This is a genomic window from Vibrio sp. 2132-1 (assembly GCF_033344315.1).
Genome location: NZ_JAWPON010000013.1, coordinates 40,037 through 63,262, shown reverse-complemented (window position 1 = coordinate 63,262; position 23,226 = coordinate 40,037). Strand labels below are relative to the sequence as shown.

The following is a 23,226-nucleotide window of genomic DNA, read 5'->3' as shown; positions in this document are numbered from 1 at the left end:
TGTTTTGTTATTAAGCGTCAAAATACATTAAAAGGTGAATTATGGCTGGTCATAGTAAATGGGCGAATATTCGTCACCGTAAAGCAGCGCAAGATGCGAAGCGCGGCAAAATCTTTACTAAATTAATCCGTGAAATCGTTGTTGCGGCAAAAGAGGGGGGCGGTGAGCCAGAAAATAACCCACGTTTGCGAGCTGCAATTGATAAAGCACTGTCTAACAACATGACACGTGACACTGTCAACCGCGCTGTCAGCCGAGGTGCTGGTGGTGAAGGCGACGACAACATGGAAACCGTGATCTATGAAGGTTATGGTCCAGGTGGTACGGCGGTCATGGTCGAATGTATGACGGATAACCGAAATCGTACGGTATCTGGCGTACGCCATGCATTCTCAAAGTCAGGCGGTAATCTGGGGACGGATGGTAGCGTCAACTATCTTTTCGACAAGAAAGGCGTGATTTCATATGGCCCAGGTTTAGATGAGGATGCGGTAATGGAAGTAGCATTAGAAAGTGGTGCTGATGACATTGAAACGGCAGAAGATGGCTCGATTGATGTCTACACGGCCCCAGGCGATTTTGGACTCGTAAAAGATGCTCTTGATGCCGCAGGTTTTGAGGCAGAGAACGCGGAGGTGTCGCTGATCCCATCTACGAAAGCAGATTTGGACGCGGATACTGCGCCAAAACTACTTCGTTTGATTGACGCTTTGGAAGATCTGGACGACGTTCAAGAGGTTTATCACAATGGTGATATCTCTGACGACGTTGCGGCTACGCTAGATTAAACTCAAGGTGTCGAGAGCGGTATTTGCTCCGAAGTTAGCAAGTAATAATAAAAAGACTGAGGCCGAATTAGGCCTCATTTTTAGGAACATTCATGTCAATTATTTTGGGCATTGACCCAGGTTCGCGCATTACCGGCTATGGGGTCATTCGTCAAAATGGACGCCACTTGCAATACCTTGGTAGTGGCTGCATTCGTACTTCAGAAAAAGAACTTCCGGGTCGGCTTAAACAGATTTATGCAGGCGTCACGGAAATCATTACCCAGTTTCAACCGGACGTTTTCGCGATCGAGCAAGTGTTTATGGCCAAAAACGCGGATTCAGCGCTAAAACTTGGCCAAGCTCGTGGCAGTGCAATTGTTGCTGCGGTGAATGCGGAGTTGCCGGTATTTGAATATGCGGCTCGTCTTATTAAGCAAGCTGTCGTCGGCACTGGTGGCGCGGACAAAGCGCAAGTTCAGCATATGGTTCAGCAGATGCTTAAATTGCCCGCCAAGCCTCAAGCGGATGCAGCCGATGCTTTAGGTGTGGCGATTTGTCATGCCAATACTAACAAGACTCTCGTTGCGTTAGCGGGCAAAGCAACCAGTGCCAGAAAAGGGCGCTACCGTTAAAATTAACTGGATGTCTATCCAGTTCTTTATTATCCTGTCGCAAATTCATTTCCAAAGAGTATTTATAGTGATTGGACGTCTTCGTGGCATACTGATTGAAAAGCAACCACCTGAAGTATTAATTGAAGTTAATGGCATTGGCTATGAAGTCCAGATGCCAATGAGCTGTTTTTACGAACTGCCAAATGTTGGCGAAGAAGCCATTATTTATACTCACTTTGTTGTCCGTGAAGATGCGCAATTGCTATACGGTTTCAACACGGTAAAAGAACGAGCACTTTTCCGTGAAGTGATCAAAGCCAATGGCGTTGGTCCTAAACTCGGTCTTGGTATTCTCTCTGGTATGACAGCAACGCAATTTGTTACTTGTGTGGAACATGAAGACGTTTCTACGCTGGTTAAGCTTCCAGGCGTTGGCAAGAAAACCGCAGAGAGATTGGTTGTTGAAATGAAAGACCGCTTGAAAGGGTGGGGCGCTGGCGATCTATTTACACCATTTACGGATGCTGCTCCTGCGGATTCTAGTGCGACATCCAACAACGCGGAAGAAGAAGCAATCAGTGCGCTTCTAGCTCTAGGTTACAAGCCGACTCAAGCGTCAAAAGTGGTATCTCAGATCGCTAAACCGGACATGAGCAGTGAGCAAATGATCCGTGAAGCTCTAAAATCAATGGTGTAACGCTGGTTGCACAGTGAACATTTGTTCAAGATAACTCATTCTCTAAGGTTAATGCCAATCGCTTAACGATGTTTTTTTGTGTCATTCCAGCGAGCCTGGCGAGACTGGGAATCTAATAGCAGCACGCTGAGCGGTTAATGAAACAATTTGACCATAAATCGCTCGGATAGAAGATCCTGTATCACGCTCCTTCGTCGCTGTACAGGATGACGAGATATAGAAATATGCCACTTGCTGTTAAACGAGCGGCATTATTCTCTCAGGTAACCATTTTTCAAGGTAAAAAGATGATTGAAGCCGATCGTTTAATCGCGCCAGAAAACCCTGCCTTTCGTGATGAAGATGTCATTGATCGTGCTATTCGGCCGAAAAAATTAGCGGATTACCAAGGTCAGGACCATGTCCGTGACCAAATGGAGATCTTCATTAAAGCTGCTCAGTTACGTAGCGAAGCACTTGATCACCTTTTGATTTTTGGTCCCCCAGGTTTGGGTAAAACCACACTTGCGAATATCGTTGCCAATGAAATGGAAGTGAACATTCGCACTACTTCAGGCCCTGTACTTGAGAAAGCAGGCGATTTGGCCGCGCTGTTAACCAACCTTGAAGAAAACGATGTGTTGTTCATCGATGAGATTCACCGCTTGAGCCCGATGGTTGAAGAGGTGCTGTATCCGGCGATGGAAGATTATCAACTGGATATTATGATCGGTGAAGGTCCGGCCGCTCGTTCTATTAAGATCGATTTACCACCATTTACGTTAATTGGTGCGACGACCCGAGCGGGCTCTTTGACGTCACCATTGCGCGATCGCTTTGGTATTACTCAGCGCCTTGAGTTTTATAAGATAAAAGACCTCCAAGATATTGTGCAGCGAAGCGCGGATTGTTTAGGTTTATCAATGGAACCTGAAGGTGCATTGGAAGTGGCAAGACGTGCGCGTGGCACACCACGTATTGCTAACCGTTTGCTACGCCGTGTTCGTGATTATGCGGAAGTGAAAGGCAATGGTCACATTTGTGCCGATGTTGCCGATAAGGCGTTGAATATGCTTGATGTGGACGCCGAAGGCTTCGATTACATGGACCGTAAGCTACTACTCGCGATTATGGAAAAATTTGGTGGTGGTCCGGTCGGGCTCGACAACATGGCAGCGGCGATAGGTGAAGAAAAGGACACTATTGAAGACGTTCTTGAACCTTATCTTATTCAGCAAGGTTATTTACAACGCACTCCGCGTGGAAGAATCGCGACAGATCGTGCGTATTTGCATTTCGGAATTGAAAAATAAGATTCCCTCGCTGGGCCTTTGTTGCCCAGCGCTTCATTAAAGTTGACCAAACTCACATTTTTTGAATTTTTTCTCATACTGGTTTAGTAAGTAAAAAGCATTGATTGTTAACTCGATGTTTGCTTGCAACTGGTTAATTTCTCTCCTGATTACTCTCTCTTAACATCCGTATCCAATACTGGTTGATCTAGATCAATGTGATGGATTTTTGTGCAAATTCCGCGCATAAACATTGATGTATATCAAAGCGCGTTACGGCTATAAACCTTTTGAAACAATCTGTTTTTACAAGTAATATTAGCCCCAGCTATATTAGCTGATGCTTAACAATTAACTAACCAATGAAGCACATTTTTGCAACAATGAGTTGTGATAATTCAACATTTTTCAAGTGTAAATAACACCTGAATATGGATTGCAATATGTAGAGAGTGTCATTCAGCCGACACATAGGAGTTACCATGATTGACGTAGTTGATCTATCGCGGTTGCAGTTTGCACTGACAGCGATGTATCACTTCCTATTCGTACCATTGACCCTTGGTATGGCCTTCCTTCTGGCCATTATGGAATCGATGTACGTAATGACGAACAAGCAAATCTATAAGGACATGACCAAGTTCTGGGGTAAGCTATTCGGTATTAACTTTGCACTTGGTGTGGCGACAGGCCTTACCATGGAGTTCCAGTTTGGTACGAACTGGTCTTACTACTCCCACTATGTAGGTGATATCTTCGGTGCACCGCTAGCGATCGAAGCACTTGTCGCATTCTTCCTGGAGTCAACTTTTGTTGGTCTATTCTTCTTCGGGTGGGATCGTCTATCTAAACGCCAACACTTAGCGGTTACCTGGCTTGTGGCACTAGGCTCTAACTTCTCTGCTCTTTGGATTCTTATCGCAAACGGCTGGATGCAAAACCCAGTAGGCGCAGATTTCAACTTCGAAACCATGCGAATGGAAATGGTGAGCTTCTCTGAGGTTGTACTAAACCCAGTTGCTCAGGTTAAGTTCGTGCATACGGTTGCTTCTGGTTACACTTGTGGCGCAATGTTTATTCTAGGCATCAGTTCATACTACCTATTAAAAGGTCGTGACATTGCGTTTGCTCGTCGTTCGTTTGCTATTGCTGCTTCTTTCGGTATTGCAGCTATCTTATCTACCATCGTTCTTGGTGACGAATCTGGCTACGAGCTTGGTGAAGTTCAAAAAGTGAAACTCGCTGCAATTGAAGCAGAGTGGCACACTGAACCTGCACCTGCCGCATTTACGTTATTTGGTGTTCCTAACCAGGAAACGATGCATACCGATTACGCAATTAAGATCCCTTACGTAATGGGTATTATCGCGACACGTTCTTTTGATGAGCAAGTAACAGGTCTTCGTGATTTACGTGATGAACACGTCGATCGTATTCGTGACGGCATGTACGCTTATGAACTTCTAGAGAAGCTTCGTGCGGGCGATAAGTCAGAAGAAAACATGACTGCGTTTGATGAAGTGAAAGGTGACCTAGGTTACGGTCTACTTCTAAAACGCTACACAGACAATGTTGTTGATGCAACAGAAGAGCAAATCCAAGCTGCTGCGGACGACTCAATCCCAACAGTATGGCCGCTATTCTGGTCATTCCGTATCATGGTTGCTTGTGGCTTCATCATGTTGTTTGTCTTTGGTGCGGCGTTTATCCAAACGTGTCGTCAGAAGATTGAGCAGAAACAATGGATTCTAAAAGCTGCACTATTTAGCATTCCACTACCTTGGATTGCAATTGAAGCGGGTTGGTTCGTCGCTGAGTACGGCCGTCAACCTTGGGCTGTAGGTGAAATTTTACCAGTGCATGTTGCAGCTTCTGCACTAACTGCAGGTGAAATCTGGACTTCACTCTTCGCAATTCTGGCGCTATACACGGTATTCCTGATTGCAGAAGTTTACCTAATGTTGAAATTCGCTCGTAAAGGCCCAAGTAGCCTGAAAACGGGTCGCTACCACTTCGAGCAAAATGCTGACTCTGTTGAAGACAAAGTTAGTCGCCAAGTAGAAGCGTAAGGTAAGGAGATAACAAGATGTTTGATTACGAAATCTTGCGACTCATCTGGTGGGTACTAATCGGTGTTCTACTAGTTGGTTTTGCAGTAACAGACGGCTTCGATATGGGTGTAGGCGCGCTTGTACCTATCATCGGTAAAAACGACACGCAACGCCGTGTCATGATTAACTCAATTGCTCCTCACTGGGATGGTAACCAAGTTTGGCTTATCACTGCTGGTGGTGCACTGTTCGCAGCTTGGCCTTTGGTTTACGCAACGTCATTTTCAGGCTTCTACTTAGCGATGATTTTGACACTAGCAGCGCTATGGCTTCGTCCTCTGGGCCTAGACTACCGCTCTAAAATCGAAGATCCAAAATGGCGCAATACCTGGGATATCTGTATCTCAATCAGTGGTTTTGTTCCGCCAATCATCTTTGGTGTAGCGTTTGGCAACCTTCTACAAGGTGTACCATTCCAATTGAGTGAGTTCTTGATGCCAACATACCATGGCTCATTCTTTGGTCTACTAAACCCATTTGCACTGTTGTGTGGTCTAGTAAGCTTGTTCATGATTTTGATGCAAGGTTCTACTTGGCTACAAATGAAAACAACGGGCGAAGTGCATGTGCGTGCGCGCAACGTTGCTCAGTTAGCTGGTTTACTGACGGTTGCTGCGTTTGTAGCGGCTGGTTTCTGGATCCAAAATATCGATGGCTACGTCATTGTTGGCGGTATCGACACTAACGCTGCTTCTAACCCTCTAAACAAAGAGGTTATCCGTGAAGCTGGTGCGTGGATGAAGAACTTTGAAAACTACCCACTACTATGGGCTGCTCCTGTATTAGGTGTTGCAATGCCGCTTCTCGCTGTATTGGCATCTCGTCTTGAAAAATGTGCGATTTCGTTCATTACTTCAAGCTTGGGTGTTGCTGGTGTTATCTTTACTGCAGGTTTTGCGATGTTCCCATTCATCATGCCTTCAGACTTAATGCCAAGCCACAGCTTAACAATGTGGGATGCAACGTCATCTGAGCTGACTCTGAACCTAATGACAGGCGTTGCGTTTGTTATGGTGCCAATCATCCTTGGTTACACATCTTGGACTTACTACAAGATGTTTGGTCGCCTTGATGACCAGTACATTGAAGACAACAAAAACTCACTTTACTAAGGGGCATTTACTATGTGGTATTTCGCATGGATTCTAGGTGTACTACTTGCTTGTGCATTCGGTATCATCAACGCTCTTTGGCTAGAGCACTCAGAAATGATGGATAAAGACAGTGAGTAACCTCGCTGATAAGGTAGCGAAACTTCACGCACCAATGGATAAGACTCTGCTACGAGTCTTATCTCTCATCCTTGGCTTTATGCACGTAGGATTGGTGATGTGGGACCCTGAAGCTTACCATCAAGCAATTGGTGGTTTTAACTCAATCGTCGCACCAGCACTGATTTGGTCTGTATGTTCAAGCATGGTGTATGGGGTGGGCTTCAAGCCAAGAAACTGGTACTGGCAAGTTTTGTTTAGTCCTTATTTCTCGTTAGCTATCTTAATTTATCTAACGGCACTTTATTTCATTTAGGCTGAAATATGCTGTAATAAAGTCGGTTACTAAATCATCGAATAAAAGCTAGGTATCTCGCCTAGCTTTTATTTTTTCTACAAATTTCAAAAATATTTCCTTAGCTCGGTACCAATTGCTGTCGCTTCAGTTATAGTAATTACTTTAAAGAATTGAATATATTGGTACTCCCTTGCAAGGCACATCAAATCTCTTTCACTGGCCGATCACCGTGTACTATGAAGACACTGATGCGGGCGGTGTTGTATATCATTCTAATTATCTAAAATTCTTTGAGCGCGCACGGACAGACACGGACAGAGATGTTACGTGCTAAAGGCATTTCTCAACATGTGTTACTGGAACAAAATATCGGCTTTGTTGTCCGACACATGGATATCGATTTTAACCAAGGGGCTAGGCTGGACGAGCATCTGACAGTCGTAACCCGAGTGTCAGAAATAAAACGTGCTTCTCTGCAATTCTGTCAAGAGTTGGTCAATGATCAAGGCAAGATATTGTGCAAGGCCTCGGTTAAGGTAGCATGTATCGATAATAAGAAAATGAAACCAATAGCTATTCCAACCTTTATAAATTCGGAGCTAACAAATAGTGACTGCTGATATTTCCATTTTAGATCTCTTTCTTCAGGCCAGTCTGTTGGTAAAGCTTGTGATGCTGACGTTGCTTGGCATGTCAATTGTGTCATGGGCAATGATCATCAAGCGCAGCAAAGTGCTTTCTCAAGCATCAAAAAATGCAGAGCAGTTTGAAGACAAATTTTGGTCGGGTACTGATCTTTCTCAGCTTTACCAAAAAGTAAAAGCGCGTAAAGACGAAATTGAAGGCACAGAAGAAATCTTCTACGCAGGTTTTACAGAGTTTGCTCGCCTACGTAAGAGCAACGCAAATTCACCAGCTTACATCATGGAAGGCACTGGCCGCGCAATGCGCGTTGCTGTTTCTCGTGAAGTAGATGAGCTAGAAACAAGCTTACCGTTTTTGGCAACAGTCGGTTCTATAAGCCCTTATATCGGCCTATTTGGTACCGTTTGGGGCATCATGCACGCCTTTATTGCGCTGGGTGAAGTAAAGCAAGCTACGTTGTCTATGGTTGCACCGGGTATCGCCGAGGCACTTATCGCGACAGCGATGGGGCTATTTGCGGCTATTCCGGCAGTAATGGCGTACAACCGCCTAAGCAATAAAGTGAGTAAACTAGAGCACACTTACGCAACATTTTCTGAAGAATTCCACAGCATCCTTCATCGTCAAGCGATGGCTGGCCGAGACAGCGCGGATAAGGAATAAAGCATGGCGGGTTATCAACCTAAAAAGCGAAAAATGACAGCGGAGATCAACGTTGTTCCGTATATCGACGTAATGCTCGTACTGTTGATCATTTTTATGGCGACCGCTCCATTTGTGACTCAAGGCGTCGACGTTGATCTTCCGAAAACATCGACCGCAGAATCTATGCAAGACCTTGCTGGCGAGACTGACAGTAGCTTTATTATCATCGAAATTGATAGCGAGGGTAATTTAGGCCTAAGCGTAAATGATGAAGAAGTTCAGCGAGGTTTGTCGTTGCAAGATGTTATTGTGCGAGTGAAAGCGGAGCGAGAGGTTAAGCCGGATTCACCAGTTGCGGTAGGTGGCGACGCGGCAACACCATATGCCGATGTTGTTCTATTGCTAGATGAACTAAGTCGAGCTGGTATCCCTAAGGTAGGTCTAATGACCGATATCAGGGAATAGACATCAATTATCTATGAAAGATCACAAGAAGAAACCCAACCAATACGCCAAACCGATAGCAATATCGGTTGGTTTGCATGCAATTCTAGTTGCAGCCCTGCTTTGGGGGACTGACTTCAACATGTCTAAACCAGAGCCTACAGGGCAAATGGTTCAAGCTGTTGTCATCGATCCAAAACTTGTGCAGCAACAAGCGAAAGAAATTCGCCAGCAACGCGAAAAGGCAGCGAAAAAAGAACAAGAGCGTCTTGATAAACTGAGACGCGAAGCAGAGCAGCTAGAAAAAAACCGCAAAGCTGAAGAAGAGCAAATTCGCAAGTTGAAAGAGCAGCAAGCGAAAGATGCTCAAGCGGCACGAGAAGCAGAAGCTGCACGTAAGAAAAAAGAGCAAGAGCGCAAGCAGGAAGAAGAACGTGTTCGCAAAGAAAAAGAGCGAGCTGCTAAGCTAGAAAAAGAGCGCAAGGCAAAAGAAGAAGCCGTGCGTAAAGCTGAGCAGGAGCGTTTAGCAAAAGAAGCGGCTATAGCAAAAGCTGAGCAAGAACGTTTGGCTCGTGAAAAAGCAGCAAAAGAAGCGGAAGAAAAAGCACGTCGTGAGCGTGAAGCTGCTGAAAAAGCTGAACAAGAGCGCATTGCAAAAGAGAAAGCGGCAAAAGAGGCAGCGGAGCGAGAGCGTAAAGCGAGAGAAGCAGCTGAGCGTGCCGAGCGTGAGCGTAAAGCTCAAGAAGCCGCGTTAGATGATATTTTTGCGGGTCTCGAGGATGAGGTCAGTAAAAACAGTGCTGCGCGCAATCAATTTATTGACGACGAACTTTCTCGTATGTCATCCATCTATACTCAAAATATTCAGCAAAAGCTGATTAAGGATGACTACTTGCTGGGAAAGGAGTGTAGGGTAAACATCAAATTGATTCCGACAGGAACTGATATGATGGTCTCTGGTGTTACCGTTTTGAGTGGCGATACTCGAGTATGTGCTGCGGCGAAGCGAGCAATAGCTCAGGTAGGGACGTTCCCTAAATCTTCAGAATCAGCGGTCAATGAAAGACTAAAAGACATCAACATAACTGTTGCTTTGGACTAAAAGGAATAAGACGTGATTAGACGCCTTTTACTAGGAATGTTTGTACTGTTTAGCAGTATGACAAATGTGGCGAATGCCGCATTAGAGTTGGTCATTACCGATGGTATTGATTCAGCACGACCAATTGCTGTTGTTCCGTTTAAGTGGGAGGGCACACAAGCGCTTCCAACGGATGTTTCTGCTGTTATCGCCTCGGATTTACAACGTAGTGGTAAATTCAGCCCAGTTCCAACGAGCAAAATGCCACAAACACCGTTCAGTGAATCAGAAGTTAATTTTGATGCTTGGACCAATTTAGGTGTGGATGCGCTATTGACTGGTTCAATCAAGCAAAACGACCAAGGTGACTACGTTATCAACTATCAACTTGTTGATATTGTGCGTGGTCAGTTAACAGGTGGGAAGAGTAAGGCGCTTGGTAGTGACGGTGAATTGGTTCTGTCAAAAGATCATGTGCTGTTCAATAAAGTAGCCACTGTTCAAGGGCCTCGTATGCGTGAGTACGCTCACCGTATCTCTGATTTGGTGTATGAACAGTTAACTGGCGACCGTGGCGCTTTCATGACTCGTATCGCATATGTGGTAGTGAACGATAAAGACCGTTTCCCTTACCAACTTCGAGTCGCTGATTACGATGGCTACAATGAGCGTCTGGTTTTACGTTCTAAGCAACCATTAATGTCACCAGCGTGGTCACCAGATGGTAAAAAGCTTGCGTATGTTAGCTTCCAAAATGGCCAAGCAGAAATCTTCATCATGAACATCTACACCGGTGAACGTGAGAAAATTACTTCATACCCACGTCACAATGGTGCGCCAAGATTTTCGCCAGATGGCAATAAGTTAGCGATTGTTCTTTCTAAAACAGGCTCGCTTCATGTTTATACGTTTGACCTTAACACTCGTAAGCTGACGCAAATTACGCGTGGCAGATCAAATAATACGGAACCGTTCTGGCATCCGGATGGAAAATCGTTGATTTTCACATCGGATAGGGGTGGTAAACCACAGATTTATCAAGTAAATTTGGGCAGCGGTTCTATTGACCGTTTGACTTGGCAAGGCAGCCAAAATTTGGGTGGTCAGATTACTCCTGATGGGCGATTCCTAGTTATGGTGAACCGCAGCAACGCAGGATTTAATTTGGCGAAACAAGATTTGGAAACTGGTGCTCTTCAAGTCTTAACTAAGACCTTGCTTGATGAGTCTCCTAGTATTGCCCCAAACGGTGGCATGGTTGTGTATAGCTCGATTTACAACAAGAAAAACGTACTATCGATGGTGTCAATTGATGGTCGATTCAAAGCTAGATTACCGGCAACAAATGGGCGTGTTCGAGCGCCTGCATGGTCACCGTTTTTGTAGTAATAAGTTTGATTAATAAAGGAAAATAAGATGCAACTGAACAAGGTTCTAAAAGGGCTACTAATCGCGCTTCCTGTAATGGCTGTTACAGCGTGTAGTTCAAGCGACGACGCTGCTTCTAACACTGGTGCAGCAACAAACAACAATGGCGCAGTTGAAACAACAGTAGCTACGCCAATTGATCAAAGCGGTCAGTTGACAGAGCAAGAGCTAAAAGAGCAAGCGCTACGTGAAACTCAAACAATCTACTTTGCTTTTGACAACTCAACAATTGCAGCAGATTACGAAGAGATGCTAGCGGCTCACGCTTCTTACCTAAGCAAGAACCCAGCACTTAACGTAACTATCGAAGGTCACGCTGATGAGCGCGGTACACCTGAGTACAACATTGCTCTAGGTGAGCGTCGTGCACAAGCAGTAGCGAACTACCTACAAGCACTAGGTGTTCAAGCTGACCAAATCTCAATCGTTAGCTACGGTGAAGAGAAGCCACTTCTTCTAGGTCAATCAGATGAAGTTTACGCTAAGAACCGTCGCGCGGTTCTAGTATACTAATTCGAGGTAATCCTCATGTTCAGTAACACTAAGCGCGCTGTTGCGCTTACGTTACTGGCAAGTGCAGCGAACTTTGCGTTCGCTGCACCAGCTCCAGTATCCGATCTCAACAGCACATCATCCGTCTCTAAGAGCCGTTCATCTGAAACGGAAGTAGAGCGTCTAGAACGTTTGCTACAAAATCGCAATCGCGTTCAGCTCCAAATGCAACAGCAAATTGACCAAATGTCACAAGAGATCAGTGAATTGCGTGGTCAATTAGAGCGAAATAGCTACGAAATGAAACAAATGTTGCAACGTCAACGTGAGTTGTTTGTCGAGCTGGATCGTGTTCGTGGAGAGATAAAATCCACACCTGCACAAGAAGCACAACCTGTGAAAACAGGTGGCCAGTACACTCCAAATGTTGATGAGCAAACGGCATATCAGAATGCAGTTGACCTCATTCTCAAAAAGCGTGATTACACTGGTGCAATTGCAGCGTTCCAGCAGTTCCAGAAAGATTATCCTGATTCTACATATTCAGCGAATTCTCACTACTGGTTAGGTCAGTTGTACTTCGCTAAAAAGCAGGATGAGGATGCAGTGAAAAGTTTTGCCGCTGTTGTGTCTTATAAAGACTCCAATAAGCGAGCCGATGCGTTGCTTAAGTTAGGCGAAATCGCTGAGCGTAATAACAATGCAGCTCAAGCGAAAAAGTACTACCAACAAGTGGTTGATGAATACCCAGGTAGTGCATCTGCAAAACTTGCCAGCTCTAAGCTGTAAGACGTTATGTTTTGAAAAGGAAGCCTCGGCTTCCTTTTTCTTTTCCATTTTCTGTTGGTGCAGAACGGCTAAGTCGATAGCAATGATGCAGAGCCTCTGACCTTGTGTTGCACCGAATTTCGCTACTCGGAAATGCTACCTGTAACAAAGATATACGGCTAGACCGCTAGAAATCCCCGCGACAAGTTGGTTTTTGAAAATTAACGAGGTTACAATACTCGGATTAAAGGAAGTTGCGTAGAGCAAGAGCAATGAGCCATATATTAGATAAAATCGACACTGTTTACCCATTCCCACCGAAACCAGTTCCATTAAGCGAAGAAGAAAAAGCATCTTACATTGAGCGTATTAAAAAGTTACTCAAAGAAAAAGATGCGGTACTTATCGCGCACTATTATACCGACCCTGAGATTCAAGCCCTAGCTGAAGACACTGGCGGGTTTGTTGGTGACTCGTTGGAAATGGCGAAGTTTGGTAATCGTCACCCTGCAAGTACATTGATTATTGGTGGTGTTCGCTTTATGGGCGAGTCGGCCAAAATTCTGACACCAGAAAAGCGCATTCTAATGCCAACGTTGGAAGCGGAATGTTCGCTCGACCTTGGCTGTCCTGCGGATAAGTTCAGCGAGTTTTGTGATGCTCACCCTGATCATACGGTTGTGGTTTATGCAAATACGTCTGCCGCAGTTAAAGCTCGTGCCGATTGGGTCGTTACATCAAGCATTGCGCTTGAAATCGTGGAACATTTAGACGCCGAAGACAAGCCAATCATCTGGGGACCAGACCGTCACTTAGGATCGTACATCGCTAACAAAACTGGCGCAGATATGCTGCTTTGGCAGGGTGAGTGTGTGGTTCATGATGAGTTCTCTGCTGATGCGCTACGAAAAATGAAGAGCGTGTATCCAGATGCGGCTATTTTGGTTCACCCTGAGTCACCAGCAAGCGTCGTAGAACTTGCCGATGCCGTTGGATCAACGAGTCAGCTGATCAAAGCAGCGAAAGCGCTTCCTCACAAACAAATGATCGTTGCGACAGACAAAGGTATTTTCTTTAAAATGCAGCAACTTGTGCCAGAGAAAGAACTTATCGAAGCGCCAACCGCAGGTGCAGGCGCAACATGTCGCAGCTGTGCACACTGTCCTTGGATGGCGATGAACGGTTTGAAAGCAATTGAGAAAGCGCTTAGTGAAGGTGGTGAAGAGCACGAGATTTTTGTTGACGAAGAACTGCGTGTTAAATCCCTTATACCGCTTAACCGCATGCTAGATTTTGCTGAGCAGCTAAATATGCAAGTGAAAGGTAATGCTTAAAAAGTAGGCGTAACTGAAAGTAAATCTCAAAAACCAGCCGAATATGGCTGGTTTTTTTGTGTCTTACTATCAATGAGTTACTATTGATGCAATCAATGAATATCGAGGTCATAAATTTATGGCGGTGTGGTTAGTAGTTAAAAAGTGGCTTAGTTCCCACCTTTTTAAATTGAGCAACCGAAGCCTTCTCATCTTTAGTGGCTTATATGTGAGCCTTTCATGGTGGCTGCTGGTTCTCGCTGGTGAAACCGCATTAACAGACAGTTTCGCTAACTTTATCTATTACCTCATGGTTACGGCGAGTACGGTGGGTTATGGCGACCATTCTCCTGTAACAGATTTGGGTAAATGGGTTGTCGTACTATTTGTAATCCCCGGCGGTTTGAGCTTATTCGCCGCATTATTGGGGCGTGTCGCTGGAGCAGCGATGGACTATTGGCGAGCGGGTATTTTAGGAAAACGGAGAGTAAGAGTGGAAAACCATATTGTATTGTTGGGCTGGAATGGATCGAGAACGATGCACCTTATTCGCATGTTACAACATGAAGAAGAGGGAAAGCGCCCGATTGTTTTATGCAGCCGTTCAGAAATAGAGAACCCGTTACCTGGCGAAATCAGTTTTATCAAAGTGACCAGTTATACCGATTCGCAAGAAATGAAAAACGCCAATATTGCCGAAGCCGCTTGCATTATTGTGGATAATCTCTCGGACGACATTACCTTGTCAGCCGCTCTGTACTGCGCATCTGTAAACCCTTCCGCTCATTTGGTCGCTTACTTTAAAGATGAAGCGCTAGGCCGACTTCTAAATCAGCATTGCCCGAAAGCGGAATGCATACCTGCTGTTGGCGCAGAAATGTTGGCAAAAGCGGCAGTTGACCCGGGCTCAAGTGCGCTTCATCAGGAGCTTTTGGCTTCAACACGAGGTATGACACAATACTCAGTTATTTATCCTGAGGGGCAGTCTGCCACCACTATTGAGAATCTCTTCGTTTTTCTCAAAAGACGCCATCATGCCACGCTGATTGCTTTTGATATTGGCGATGGTATTCAACTCAACCCAGATTTAGATGCTGAAGTACCCGCGAGTACCAAGCTGTTTTACATTGCAGATGAACGTATTGAAGGTTTTGCCTGGAAAGAAATGAACAAGGAACAATAATGCACATGATTGCCGGCCTGTTAGCAGGCTTCCCAAACTTTTTACTCTATTTCTCTGTTTCTATTATTTTTGTATTGGCGTTTAAGTTCATCTACGTCAAGTTGACGCCATACGATGAGTGGCATCTGATTAAAGAAAAACAAAATACAGCAGCAGCGATTGCGCTAAGTGGGGCTTTCCTTGGTTACTGTCTCGCGATTTCGGGGGCGGCAAAAAACTCAGTCAATATCGTCGATTTTATGGTATGGGGCGTTGTCGCAATGCTTGCTCAAATTATCGCATTTGCAATTGTACGCTTTATTTTACTTCCGAAAGTGGCAGAGCGTATCGAAAAAGATGAACTGCCAGCCGGTATCGTATTAGCCGCAGTTTCTGTTTCGGTCGGCGTATTGAATGCCGCTTGCATGACTTACTAGGAGGAACGATGAAGCGGAGTTCTAACGTTAAACGTTCTTCCATGGACAAAAGCTTAAAGCTTGGGAAAATTCTTCCCTTTGCTGCCTTTGGTGGTATTTTCTTCTTTGCTACGTACGAGTCAAAAACAGAAGGGTACATTTTTTCTGATGCTGATGAGTGTAAATCTAACTCGCCTGAGTTTAGTGAACAGTGTGACATTGCATACCAAGAAGCTTTAGCTCGTGCCGAACAAAATGCCCCTCGCTACCGCAGCGAGTTCGAATGCGAGAATGATTTCTACGAGGATGATTGTTACTACAGTTCCAGTTCCCGAGCTTATGTACCTAACTTTGGCGGTTTTTTTTACAGTCGCTCATTAAGCGGGTTGAAAGGTTATAACAAGAGCTATTACTCAGAGCCGATGTACCGTTATAAATCCAAATTCTATAATGGAGCAGGACAATTCTTTGGCTCCTACCGAAATCAGCCGACCAAAGTTGCGACGAATAGCCTTAATAAACGTGGTGGCGGCACCATTGGCAGGGCGATGTCTCGAGGCGGGTTTGGTAAAGCGGTGTCGGTCAGTCGAGGCGGTTAAAAAGAACTATGTTTCGACGAGAAATACAAGAGCGCGAAAACTGGCGTGAATTAGCACGCCAGTTTGGTTTTGGTTTCCATACCATGTATGACCAACCGTATTGGGATGAGAGTGCTTACTATCAATTCACGCTGGAGCAAATTGAGCGCGATATAGAAGCGCCCACTGAAGAGCTGCATCAGATGTGCCTGGCTATTGTGGATGAAGTCGTTCGGAGTGAGCGGTTGCTGACGCAATGTGCGATCCCTGAATCTATGTGGGAGCAGGTCGCTTCTTCATGGAGACGAAGCGAACCTTCGCTTTATTCGCGGCTGGATTTCGCGTACAACGGGACCTCGCCTGCAAAATTACTGGAAAACAATGCGGATACGCCAACCAGCTTGTTTGAAACTGGCTTTTGGCAGTGGGTGTGGCTAGAAGATGTTGTAAATAAAGGTCGAGTTCACCAGAGCGCGGATCAATTCAATATTCTTCAAGACTTTTTGATCGAGCGCTTTGCCGAAATAGCAAAATACCAACCAGGACAAACACTTCACTTTAGCTGCTGCAAGTACACTGAAGAAGATAAAGGGACTGTCCAGTATTTAGAGGATTGCGCGCGAGAGGCAGGGTTAGCAACGGCATTCGTGCATGTCGAAGATATTGGAGTGACGGAAGATGGTCTGTTTGTGGATGCTGACGACAGAGCGATTCGTTGGATGTTTAAGCTTTACCCTTGGGAGTTTATGTTTGAAGAGGAATATGCGAAGTACTTAGCGACTGCGAACGTAAACTGGTTAGAACCGATGTGGAAGTCGATTCTATCCAATAAAGCACTTTTACCGTTATTGTGGGAGCGCTTTCCTAATCACCCGAACCTTTTGCCCGCTTATTTTGCTAACGATTCAAAAGCGAACACTATGAGAGATTGTGTCATCAAGCCACTATTTTCTCGAGAGGGCGCGAACATCGAGATCGTCATCGATGGAAAACGTTTTGTTAAAACGTCAGGGCCTTATGAATCTAAATTCAATATCGTCCAGCAATACCATCCACTACCTAAGTTTGGGCAAAACCATACGTTAATTGGCAGTTGGTTGGTCAATGATAGAGCTGCCGGTATTTCGATTAGGGAAGACAGTAGCTTAGTGACTCAAGATATGGCGCGGTATATTCCACATGTAATTTTAACATGATCAAAAAAGCTCTCCATTTGGAGAGCTTTTTGTCTATTCAGCCGTTCAATCTTGATGGTCGACAGCGTTGCGTCTATTGTTCTTCAGCTAATGCAACACCGCGCTGGGTAAGACCACATAACATCACTGGCATTGCATTGAAGATCTCTTCAAACTGCTCTAAGCCTTCCATACCTTGTTCGGCCAATGTTTCAATGGTTGTTTCTGGGTCGTAAAGCATAGTAAGAGAAAGTAAAACACCACCGAGTAGGGCATTATCTTCGCTATCCTCAGGCATCAACGTTTCCCAGTCATCACGCGCAAGTTGCCAGCCTTGTAATACACCTTCACAGAAATCGCGAGCCTGACTTGTTACAATGTCTTGCTCATCTAGCGCGCACCCTGCAGGCCACTGCCAAGTGCCTTCTAGGAGAGCGGGACGAGTTTGGTTCCACATTTGTACAATCTCGTCAATGTACTGCTCTAGTTGTTCACCGTCAGTAAATGGCGCTGTTTCTTCTCCACCCCATAAGAATGGCAACCACTCTTGAGGCATTAATACGTTTGGCGCTGCAGCCATCGCTGTTACAAAGCCTTGAGTTTTTGCTAGGTTTAGTAGTTTACCGTCAAGTTCTGGGAGAGAAAGGATGTCTTGTAGTTTCAAAATAGAATACCATTTGTTAATGGGATGGTTGATTGCGCTCATCTTACCAATCAATTAGTGATAAATCGATATTAGGGAATGATTCACACATCTATGGAAATTCGCTCATCACTTAGAAAAAAAAGCATTCTCGCCCTAACACTTTACCTGTGCTTCTTTATCGCCACTATCGGTTCTGTCGCCTATTTGGTTGTTGAGCCACCGGTTAGACAAAAGCTAGAGCAAAACCTAGAGTTACGTACCCAACTCCTGGCTCTTGAGATAAAAGAGCCCCTCCTCAGTTCTACAGGTGTATTGAGCAGCTTAGTAGGGCTAGCCCAAGGGACTGAAAATATTCAATCTCTCAACACAATAATTCCACATATACTTCAATTGAGTGACAAGATGCTTGTTAGTGGTGGCGTATGGCCTAAACCCGAACTAAAAGCAGAACAATGGAGATATAAAAGTCTATTCTTCAATAAAAACAGTGATAGTGGTATTGACCAAATTCACTCCTACAATAACCCCGAATCTGGCGGTTATGATAATGAAGCCTGGTATGTCGCTGCCGCCGATGCTCCGGTAGGTTCTGTTAGTTGGTCTACGGTTTACATCGATACCTTTACTCAGGTCCAGATGATTACCGCGTCTTCTCCGTACTACCAAAACGGTCGATTCGCTGGAGTTGTAACGGTAGACCTATCACTTGATGCACTTTTTCAGTTTATTCGAGAGCACACGAACCAGCATTCTTTGGGGGTAGTGGTTCGCGATGCTGACTCAAACGTGATTATTGAACACAACTTTCAACTGACGGACGAAATTTATGTCAGCGAGCTTGATTTCGGAGAGTTCGATTGGCGCATGGAAGTTGTCAACGCAAAAGCTAAAGTCGCCGATCAAGTGTTTGAACAAGTGATGAGCGTTGAGGGGAGGATCATTCCATTTTTGCTCTTGTGTGTCTTGGTCGGTTACTACTTACTGAATCGCTATATTGTTGAACCAATTGTTCGCATTGCCGCTAAGATTGATGACTCGAAAACTGGTGGGATCATAGATATTGACTACGATAGCGATGACGAAATCGGACAGCTTATCGAGAAGTTCAATGAAAAGACGATCTATTTAGAGCAGGAGAGAATAAAAGCTCAGGCTTCGACAAACGCTAAAACGGCATTCTTAGCCACATTGTCGCACGAGATTCGCACACCAATGAACGGTGTACTAGGAACTGCCCAGATACTGTTAAAAACACCACTTACCGATGAGCAGCGTAAGCACCTGAGAACACTTTATGATTCAGGTGATCACATGATGACATTACTCAATGAGATTTTAGATTACTCAAAAATTGAACAAGGGCATGTTGAGTTTGAAAATAAGCCTTTCCCAATTGAGTCGATTATCGGCAGTATCAAGAGTGTTTATCAAACTCTATGTGCAGAAAAAGGTCTTCGCTTTAGAGTCGTCTCGCATGTACCAACGGGTCGTTGGTACAACAATGACAAAGCCCGTTTGCGTCAAGTACTGTTCAATCTACTCAATAACGCTGTTAAGTTCACCGATCGTGGCATCGTAGAGGTAGAGCTAGCCGAGAAATCGAGTAAGGCAGGCACCAAGCTGATACTAAAGGTAAAAGATACAGGAATTGGTATTTCAAAAGAGGCACAAAAACGCATTTTTCGTCCTTTTGAGCAAGCGGAGTCATCAACGACTAGACGGTTTGGTGGTACAGGGCTTGGTTTAGCAATAGTCAAAGAAATCGCGGAACATATGGGTGGGCAAGTGGTTGTAGAGAGTCAGGAGGACGCTGGAACGACTTTTACTGTCGAAATTGCCCTTACACCTTGCAAGCCGGGTAAAGTAGAGTCAATCAATACACATAAATTGAACTGTAAAGGGTTGAAAGCACTCATTGTTGAAGACAACCGAACAAATGCGATCATTATGGAAACTTTCCTCCGAGCCAAGGGCTTTGAGTGCACAAGTGTCGAAAATGGTCAGCTTGCAGTCGATGAGGTTGCGAGCAAACCATTTGATTTGATACTGATGGATAATCATATGCCTGTTCTAGATGGCGTTGGGGCCATATCAGCCATTCGAGCAATGAGTTCACCTGCTAAGTCGGTACTGATTTTTGGCTGTACAGCGGATGTGTTCAAAGAAACACAAGAACGTATGATTAATGTAGGAGCAGACCACATAATAGCGAAACCAATAGTGGAGTCTGAATTAAATGATGCACTGTATCTTCATGCGACACAGTTATATCAGTACCAATCGGACTTTGATGGAAATGCAGCAGATAGCTTTAATGCTGAAAAGTGGTTACTCAACTTCTATGTCGCTCTAGATAATGGACATCTTAATGAAGCACTTGAGGCTATTTCAGCGATCATTGCGGAGGCTCCCCTTGAACTCAGTGACGACGTTTCTTCAGTCGCTGAACGGATAAGAAGTAACTTAAAGCGTCAGCAATCCCCAGACCAAGATGATATCGATACATTAACGATTTTGCTGGCCTCACCATAACTGAATCAATATGGCGCAACTGTGAATTGTTCTTACTATTCATACGTCATCCAGCTTCGTGACAAACTCTTCTAACCTGCAATGAACAGGCTTGCAGTTTTACTTTTACGAGTAAAGCAGCAAGACCTTCTACTGTGATTATATCGGTAATACTCTGAATTTTCGCAGCTTGGTAGCATAAGCTATAGGAGTGACTGTTTACAGTCCGAGTTTTGTTCTAACTTTACGTCAAAATAATTATCGTAACCCCTTTTTATGTAAGTGAAATCCGTGTTTTTGTACCATTTTTACGTAATTTTAGGCGTTTTTACTCGTCATTGGTGAAAAAAACTACTTTTACTTTAAAAGTTGGTTATAAATTTACAACTTAATTTTAAATACAGAGCCATAAGCTAGTTTTTGTGTGTTCTAATTGCATCATTAACTGGCTTGGTGTCTTTTTAGTGGTTAATAGTTTTATTATTTTTATTAATTGCAGTGTTTGATTTTAAGGGTTTTGTAAATGAAGTCTCGTGGACCATTTTGTATTCGTCACGCCGCAGCGGATACCTTTGCTATGGTTGTTTTTTGCTTTATCACAGGGATGATTGTCGAGATTTTGATTTCAGGGATGACATTTGAGCAATCTCTAGCATCGCGTACGCTATCGATTCCAGTGAATATCGCCATTGCTTGGCCGTATGGGGTTTTTCGTGATTGGGTGCTGCATCAAGGTAGTAAGGTGTCACCGTCTTCCTTTATGAAAAACATCTCTGATCTGGTCGCTTATGTACTATTTCAATCTCCAGTTTATGCGGGTATCTTATTCGCAGTTGGCGCGTCTACAGATCAAATTGTGACCGCAGTGGCAAGTAACGCTGTTATTTCTTGTGGCATGGGTGTGTTGTATGGGTACTTCTTGGACATGTGCCGCCGTTGGTTCCGTGTTCCCGGTTATTCTCAAAGCATCTAAATGCCCCAGTTTTGCTCAATTTAGTTACTTAGTGAGCAATCGATTCGAAAAGGGCGCTTTTTTTTATGTTTAGCCTTGACCATCAGGCACATAATCATTAAATTAGCGCCTCGTTAGCCAATGATGCTAACCAAAATTTGATTCGGTGAGTTGTCCGAGTGGCTGAAGGAGCACGCCTGGAAAGTGTGTATACGGCAACGTATCGAGAGTTCGAATCTCTCACTCACCGCCACATTCTAAAAGGTCTGATTTATCAGGCCTTTTTTCGTATCTACACTAAAGTAATGCGTCATTGAAAGTACACAAGAGTGCTCAAGGTGCAAGCGCCATTCTATCTACAAGCCAACTATTCACACCTCACCTCGATACAACGCCAAAATTGAAGATGCTATACAGAGGCCGCCATAATCTGATTGGTGCGGGTTAGCCTATCCGCTTTAATCTAGAATTTAGCAGCCATATCACATGAGGTATGAATACGGCCACAAGAATGAACGTAGTGCTACTAGATGCTAAGCAAAACAGCCATGAACACGAATACAACAGCAATCATACCAAAGAGATCTGTGTTTGGATTGAGGTCATCAGGGTTAAATTTTTCAATGCTTTGCGTCGTTTTGCATCTTATCTTCATGTTCTTGTCCTTATTTCATGTACGATTTCAACAGCAACATAACATGCAATTGAGTGTTCACAAGTCATAAAAAGCATAAGTATACTTGTACCTCATTGAGCGCAAAAAATACTCAAAGCGTTTTAAAGTGGCGGTCTACCTTTTGTAACATCAAATATTCTTTCTGTTTTTGTGCCTGTATCGCTATAGTTGAGAAACGGTTATCTCGTTCTAGTTAGGAACAAACTACTGGCTGCCGCTACATTCTCTCAGCGTTCCCACTCAGTCGCCTTGGGTAGATACTTTAGTCGTTGAGTACTGCAAAAAAACGCCGCATGAGCAGCGGCGCTTTGTTGAGGAATTCCCTTTCCTACTTGTAGCTAAGTTCTGTCGCTTTGCCTTTGAAGATCCGGTATACCACAAAGGTGTAAAGCAATATCACCGGCATAACAATCATCACACCGTAGCCCACGATTATTAATGTCGCAGGTGAGGAGGCCGCTTGTTGTGCGGTCATCAACCCCGGCACAACTTCTGGGAAGAAGCTATACGCAAGCCCGAGAAAGCTCAACGCGAAAATGACGGTGACACCAAAGAAAGGCCAGCGCACACCCAGATCATTCACCATTGGAACCTGACGCAAATAGCGATCAACTAGGAAGATGGTTGCCAATACAATTAACGGAACTGGGGCAAGCAACAAGATTTCTGGGAAGCTGAACCAACGCAAGGCAACTTGTTGATTTACAATTGGGTTTACAACGCTAACCACCAAGATTCCTAAGGCTGCTAACCAACCAGCACGGCGAGACCAACGGGCCGAGCGTATTTGCAAATCACCTTCCGTTTTTAGTACTAACCATGCGCCACCGATGTAAACGTACGCCGCCGCTACACAAAGTGCGCTTAACCAAGCAAAGCCAAATGCTTCGGTTGATTGTTCAAATCCCATGATGTAACGACCCACCATGTAACCCTGAGTTAGTGCGGTGATTAGCGAGCCAATTCTGAAGCACCAATCCCAATGAGGTTTATGATCCGAGTTCGCTTTGGCTCGGAAATCGAACGCTACGCCACGCATTATCAGTGCGATAAGCATGATGGCGGTCGGCATATAGAGCTCCGTTAAAATCAAACTGTGAGCGGTAGGAAAGGCAATCAACAAAATACCAACGGCTAACACCAGCCACGTTTCGTTCGCGTCCCAGAAAGGGCCGATAGAGGCTATCATTCGGTCACGTTGCGCTTCATTATCACTTGGTAAAAGGATACCGACGCCAAGGTCGTAGCCGTCGAGCACGGCATACATAAAGACCGAGAAGCCAAGCAGCAGAAGATAAATTTCTGGTAGATAGTTGAGCATG

At 44.6% G+C, this 23,226-nt stretch carries 24 protein-coding genes, 1 tRNA gene and 1 pseudogene; 23 read left to right on the top strand and 3 right to left on the bottom strand.

Annotated elements, in window-relative coordinates; all coding sequences use genetic code 11:
* The first annotated feature begins 41 nt into the window (after positions 1-41).
* The 20 genes and pseudogenes from R8N47_RS15650 (at position 42) to R8N47_RS15555 (ending at position 17,140) form a co-directional block, all read left to right on the top strand.
* Entirely contained in the window at positions 42-788 is a 747-nt protein-coding gene (locus R8N47_RS15650; RefSeq protein WP_005378402.1) for a YebC/PmpR family DNA-binding transcriptional regulator, read from the top strand.
* A gap of 92 nt (positions 789-880) precedes the next feature.
* Positions 881-1,402, top strand: coding sequence for a crossover junction endodeoxyribonuclease RuvC (ruvC, locus tag R8N47_RS15645; protein WP_005387909.1), 522 nt, complete (start codon positions 881-883; stop codon positions 1,400-1,402).
* 67 nt (positions 1,403-1,469) lie between these two features.
* Positions 1,470-2,081 (top strand): Holliday junction branch migration protein RuvA, encoded by a 612-nt coding sequence (ruvA, locus tag R8N47_RS15640; RefSeq protein WP_017820041.1) that lies wholly within the window; start codon positions 1,470-1,472, stop codon positions 2,079-2,081.
* A gap of 287 nt (positions 2,082-2,368) precedes the next feature.
* Complete coding sequence (ruvB, locus tag R8N47_RS15635; RefSeq protein WP_005378312.1) at positions 2,369-3,373, top strand: Holliday junction branch migration DNA helicase RuvB; 1,005 nt, start codon at positions 2,369-2,371, stop codon at positions 3,371-3,373.
* Positions 3,374-3,834: 461 nt separating this feature from the next.
* Complete coding sequence (gene cydA, locus R8N47_RS15630; protein WP_005378311.1) at positions 3,835-5,421, top strand: cytochrome ubiquinol oxidase subunit I; 1,587 nt, start codon at positions 3,835-3,837, stop codon at positions 5,419-5,421.
* A 17-nt stretch (positions 5,422-5,438) separates the two neighbouring features.
* Positions 5,439-6,575: a cytochrome d ubiquinol oxidase subunit II gene (cydB, locus tag R8N47_RS15625; protein ID WP_006742909.1), complete on the top strand. Its 1,137-nt coding sequence runs from the start codon at positions 5,439-5,441 to the stop codon at positions 6,573-6,575.
* A gap of 12 nt (positions 6,576-6,587) precedes the next feature.
* Positions 6,588-6,695: a cytochrome bd-I oxidase subunit CydX gene (gene cydX / locus R8N47_RS15620; RefSeq protein ID WP_000270284.1), complete on the top strand. Its 108-nt coding sequence runs from the start codon at positions 6,588-6,590 to the stop codon at positions 6,693-6,695.
* Positions 6,688-6,990 carry a cyd operon protein YbgE gene (gene ybgE / locus R8N47_RS15615; RefSeq protein WP_017820043.1) on the top strand — a complete coding sequence of 101 codons (303 nt, stop codon included), beginning with the start codon at positions 6,688-6,690 and terminating at the stop codon, positions 6,988-6,990. Before cydX ends, ybgE begins: the two co-directional genes overlap by 8 nt.
* A gap of 160 nt (positions 6,991-7,150) precedes the next feature.
* Positions 7,151-7,592: pseudogene (gene ybgC, locus R8N47_RS15610) on the top strand (tol-pal system-associated acyl-CoA thioesterase).
* The gene (gene tolQ, locus R8N47_RS15605; protein WP_005378301.1) at positions 7,582-8,280 is read left to right on the top strand and encodes a protein TolQ; all 699 of its coding nucleotides are present in this window, start codon (positions 7,582-7,584) and stop codon (positions 8,278-8,280) included. The pseudogene ybgC and the gene tolQ overlap by 11 nt, the downstream one beginning before the upstream one ends.
* 3 nt (positions 8,281-8,283) lie before the next feature.
* Positions 8,284-8,727 carry an ExbD/TolR family protein gene (locus tag R8N47_RS15600; protein ID WP_005378298.1) on the top strand — a complete coding sequence of 148 codons (444 nt, stop codon included), beginning with the start codon at positions 8,284-8,286 and terminating at the stop codon, positions 8,725-8,727.
* Positions 8,728-8,740: 13 nt separating this feature from the next.
* Complete coding sequence (gene tolA, locus R8N47_RS15595; RefSeq protein WP_017820045.1) at positions 8,741-9,808, top strand: cell envelope integrity protein TolA; 1,068 nt, start codon at positions 8,741-8,743, stop codon at positions 9,806-9,808.
* Between the two features lie 12 nt (positions 9,809-9,820).
* A complete protein-coding gene (tolB, locus tag R8N47_RS15590) occupies positions 9,821-11,173 on the top strand; it encodes a Tol-Pal system beta propeller repeat protein TolB (RefSeq protein ID WP_005387925.1) in 1,353 nt (450 codons plus the stop codon).
* A gap of 30 nt (positions 11,174-11,203) precedes the next feature.
* Positions 11,204-11,728 carry a peptidoglycan-associated lipoprotein Pal gene (pal, locus tag R8N47_RS15585; protein WP_005378293.1) on the top strand — a complete coding sequence of 175 codons (525 nt, stop codon included), beginning with the start codon at positions 11,204-11,206 and terminating at the stop codon, positions 11,726-11,728.
* Positions 11,729-11,743: 15 nt separating this feature from the next.
* Positions 11,744-12,496, top strand: coding sequence for a tol-pal system protein YbgF (gene ybgF, locus R8N47_RS15580; RefSeq protein ID WP_005378285.1), 753 nt, complete (start codon positions 11,744-11,746; stop codon positions 12,494-12,496).
* Between the two features lie 251 nt (positions 12,497-12,747).
* Entirely contained in the window at positions 12,748-13,809 is a 1,062-nt protein-coding gene (gene nadA / locus R8N47_RS15575) for a quinolinate synthase NadA (protein WP_005387928.1), read from the top strand.
* Between the two features lie 118 nt (positions 13,810-13,927).
* Positions 13,928-14,971 carry a potassium channel protein gene (locus R8N47_RS15570; RefSeq protein ID WP_064353748.1) on the top strand — a complete coding sequence of 348 codons (1,044 nt, stop codon included), beginning with the start codon at positions 13,928-13,930 and terminating at the stop codon, positions 14,969-14,971.
* Positions 14,971-15,387: a DUF350 domain-containing protein gene (locus R8N47_RS15565; RefSeq protein WP_005378281.1), complete on the top strand. Its 417-nt coding sequence runs from the start codon at positions 14,971-14,973 to the stop codon at positions 15,385-15,387. The genes R8N47_RS15570 and R8N47_RS15565 overlap by 1 nt, the downstream gene beginning before the upstream one ends.
* An 8-nt stretch (positions 15,388-15,395) precedes the next feature.
* Positions 15,396-15,965, top strand: a complete 570-nt coding sequence (locus R8N47_RS15560) for a DUF1190 domain-containing protein (RefSeq protein ID WP_025766906.1) — start codon at positions 15,396-15,398, stop codon at positions 15,963-15,965.
* 8 nt (positions 15,966-15,973) lie between these two features.
* A complete protein-coding gene (locus R8N47_RS15555) occupies positions 15,974-17,140 on the top strand; it encodes a glutathionylspermidine synthase family protein (RefSeq protein WP_054866291.1) in 1,167 nt (388 codons plus the stop codon).
* Between the two features lie 73 nt (positions 17,141-17,213).
* Here R8N47_RS15555 and R8N47_RS15550 read toward each other — a convergent pair whose 3' ends face one another.
* On the bottom strand, positions 17,214-17,825 hold the full coding sequence (locus R8N47_RS15550) for a YecA family protein (RefSeq protein WP_141135616.1): 612 nt from the start codon (positions 17,823-17,825) through the stop codon (positions 17,214-17,216).
* A 51-nt stretch (positions 17,826-17,876) separates the two neighbouring features.
* Here R8N47_RS15550 and R8N47_RS15545 point away from each other — a divergent pair, with 51 nt between their 5' ends.
* From R8N47_RS15545 to R8N47_RS15535, 3 genes are all read left to right on the top strand, one after another.
* On the top strand, positions 17,877-20,297 hold the full coding sequence (locus R8N47_RS15545) for a hybrid sensor histidine kinase/response regulator (protein ID WP_053349448.1): 2,421 nt from the start codon (positions 17,877-17,879) through the stop codon (positions 20,295-20,297).
* A 502-nt stretch (positions 20,298-20,799) separates the two neighbouring features.
* On the top strand, positions 20,800-21,249 hold the full coding sequence (locus tag R8N47_RS15540; RefSeq protein ID WP_054575116.1) for an L-alanine exporter AlaE: 450 nt from the start codon (positions 20,800-20,802) through the stop codon (positions 21,247-21,249).
* A 144-nt stretch (positions 21,250-21,393) separates the two neighbouring features.
* Positions 21,394-21,481: transfer RNA gene (locus tag R8N47_RS15535), tRNA-Ser, on the top strand.
* Between the two features lie 273 nt (positions 21,482-21,754).
* Here R8N47_RS15535 and R8N47_RS15530 read toward each other — a convergent pair.
* Positions 21,755-21,883: a hypothetical protein gene (locus tag R8N47_RS15530; RefSeq protein WP_017635045.1), complete on the bottom strand. Its 129-nt coding sequence runs from the start codon at positions 21,881-21,883 to the stop codon at positions 21,755-21,757.
* Between the two features lie 349 nt (positions 21,884-22,232).
* Positions 22,233-23,225 (bottom strand): cytochrome d ubiquinol oxidase subunit II, encoded by a 993-nt coding sequence (locus tag R8N47_RS15525; protein WP_033905058.1) that lies wholly within the window; start codon positions 23,223-23,225, stop codon positions 22,233-22,235.
* Between the last annotated feature and the right edge of the window lies 1 nt (position 23,226).

Excerpts from the sequence above, each read along its gene's own strand:
- R8N47_RS15650 (WP_005378402.1), top strand. The coding sequence starts at position 42 with ATGGCTGGTCATAGTAAATGGGCGAATATTCGTCACCGTAAAGCAGCG.
- ruvC (WP_005387909.1), top strand. The coding sequence starts at position 881 with ATGTCAATTATTTTGGGCATTGACCCAGGTTCGCGCATTACCGGCTAT.
- ruvB (WP_005378312.1), top strand. The coding sequence starts at position 2,369 with ATGATTGAAGCCGATCGTTTAATCGCGCCAGAAAACCCTGCCTTTCGT.
- cydA (WP_005378311.1), top strand. The coding sequence starts at position 3,835 with ATGATTGACGTAGTTGATCTATCGCGGTTGCAGTTTGCACTGACAGCG.
- cydB (WP_006742909.1), top strand. The coding sequence starts at position 5,439 with ATGTTTGATTACGAAATCTTGCGACTCATCTGGTGGGTACTAATCGGT.
- cydX (WP_000270284.1), top strand. The coding sequence starts at position 6,588 with ATGTGGTATTTCGCATGGATTCTAGGTGTACTACTTGCTTGTGCATTC.
- R8N47_RS15600 (WP_005378298.1), top strand. The coding sequence starts at position 8,284 with ATGGCGGGTTATCAACCTAAAAAGCGAAAAATGACAGCGGAGATCAAC.
- tolA (WP_017820045.1), top strand. The coding sequence starts at position 8,741 with ATGAAAGATCACAAGAAGAAACCCAACCAATACGCCAAACCGATAGCA.
- pal (WP_005378293.1), top strand. The coding sequence starts at position 11,204 with ATGCAACTGAACAAGGTTCTAAAAGGGCTACTAATCGCGCTTCCTGTA.
- ybgF (WP_005378285.1), top strand. The coding sequence starts at position 11,744 with ATGTTCAGTAACACTAAGCGCGCTGTTGCGCTTACGTTACTGGCAAGT.
- nadA (WP_005387928.1), top strand. The coding sequence starts at position 12,748 with ATGAGCCATATATTAGATAAAATCGACACTGTTTACCCATTCCCACCG.
- R8N47_RS15570 (WP_064353748.1), top strand. The coding sequence starts at position 13,928 with ATGGCGGTGTGGTTAGTAGTTAAAAAGTGGCTTAGTTCCCACCTTTTT.
- R8N47_RS15565 (WP_005378281.1), top strand. The coding sequence starts at position 14,971 with ATGCACATGATTGCCGGCCTGTTAGCAGGCTTCCCAAACTTTTTACTC.
- R8N47_RS15560 (WP_025766906.1), top strand. The coding sequence starts at position 15,396 with ATGAAGCGGAGTTCTAACGTTAAACGTTCTTCCATGGACAAAAGCTTA.
- R8N47_RS15555 (WP_054866291.1), top strand. The coding sequence starts at position 15,974 with ATGTTTCGACGAGAAATACAAGAGCGCGAAAACTGGCGTGAATTAGCA.
- R8N47_RS15550 (WP_141135616.1), bottom strand. The coding sequence starts at position 17,825 with ATGAGCGCAATCAACCATCCCATTAACAAATGGTATTCTATTTTGAAA.
- R8N47_RS15545 (WP_053349448.1), top strand. The coding sequence starts at position 17,877 with ATGGAAATTCGCTCATCACTTAGAAAAAAAAGCATTCTCGCCCTAACA.
- R8N47_RS15540 (WP_054575116.1), top strand. The coding sequence starts at position 20,800 with ATGAAGTCTCGTGGACCATTTTGTATTCGTCACGCCGCAGCGGATACC.
- R8N47_RS15530 (WP_017635045.1), bottom strand. The coding sequence starts at position 21,883 with ATGAAGATAAGATGCAAAACGACGCAAAGCATTGAAAAATTTAACCCT.
- R8N47_RS15525 (WP_033905058.1), bottom strand. The coding sequence starts at position 23,225 with ATGCTCAACTATCTACCAGAAATTTATCTTCTGCTGCTTGGCTTCTCG.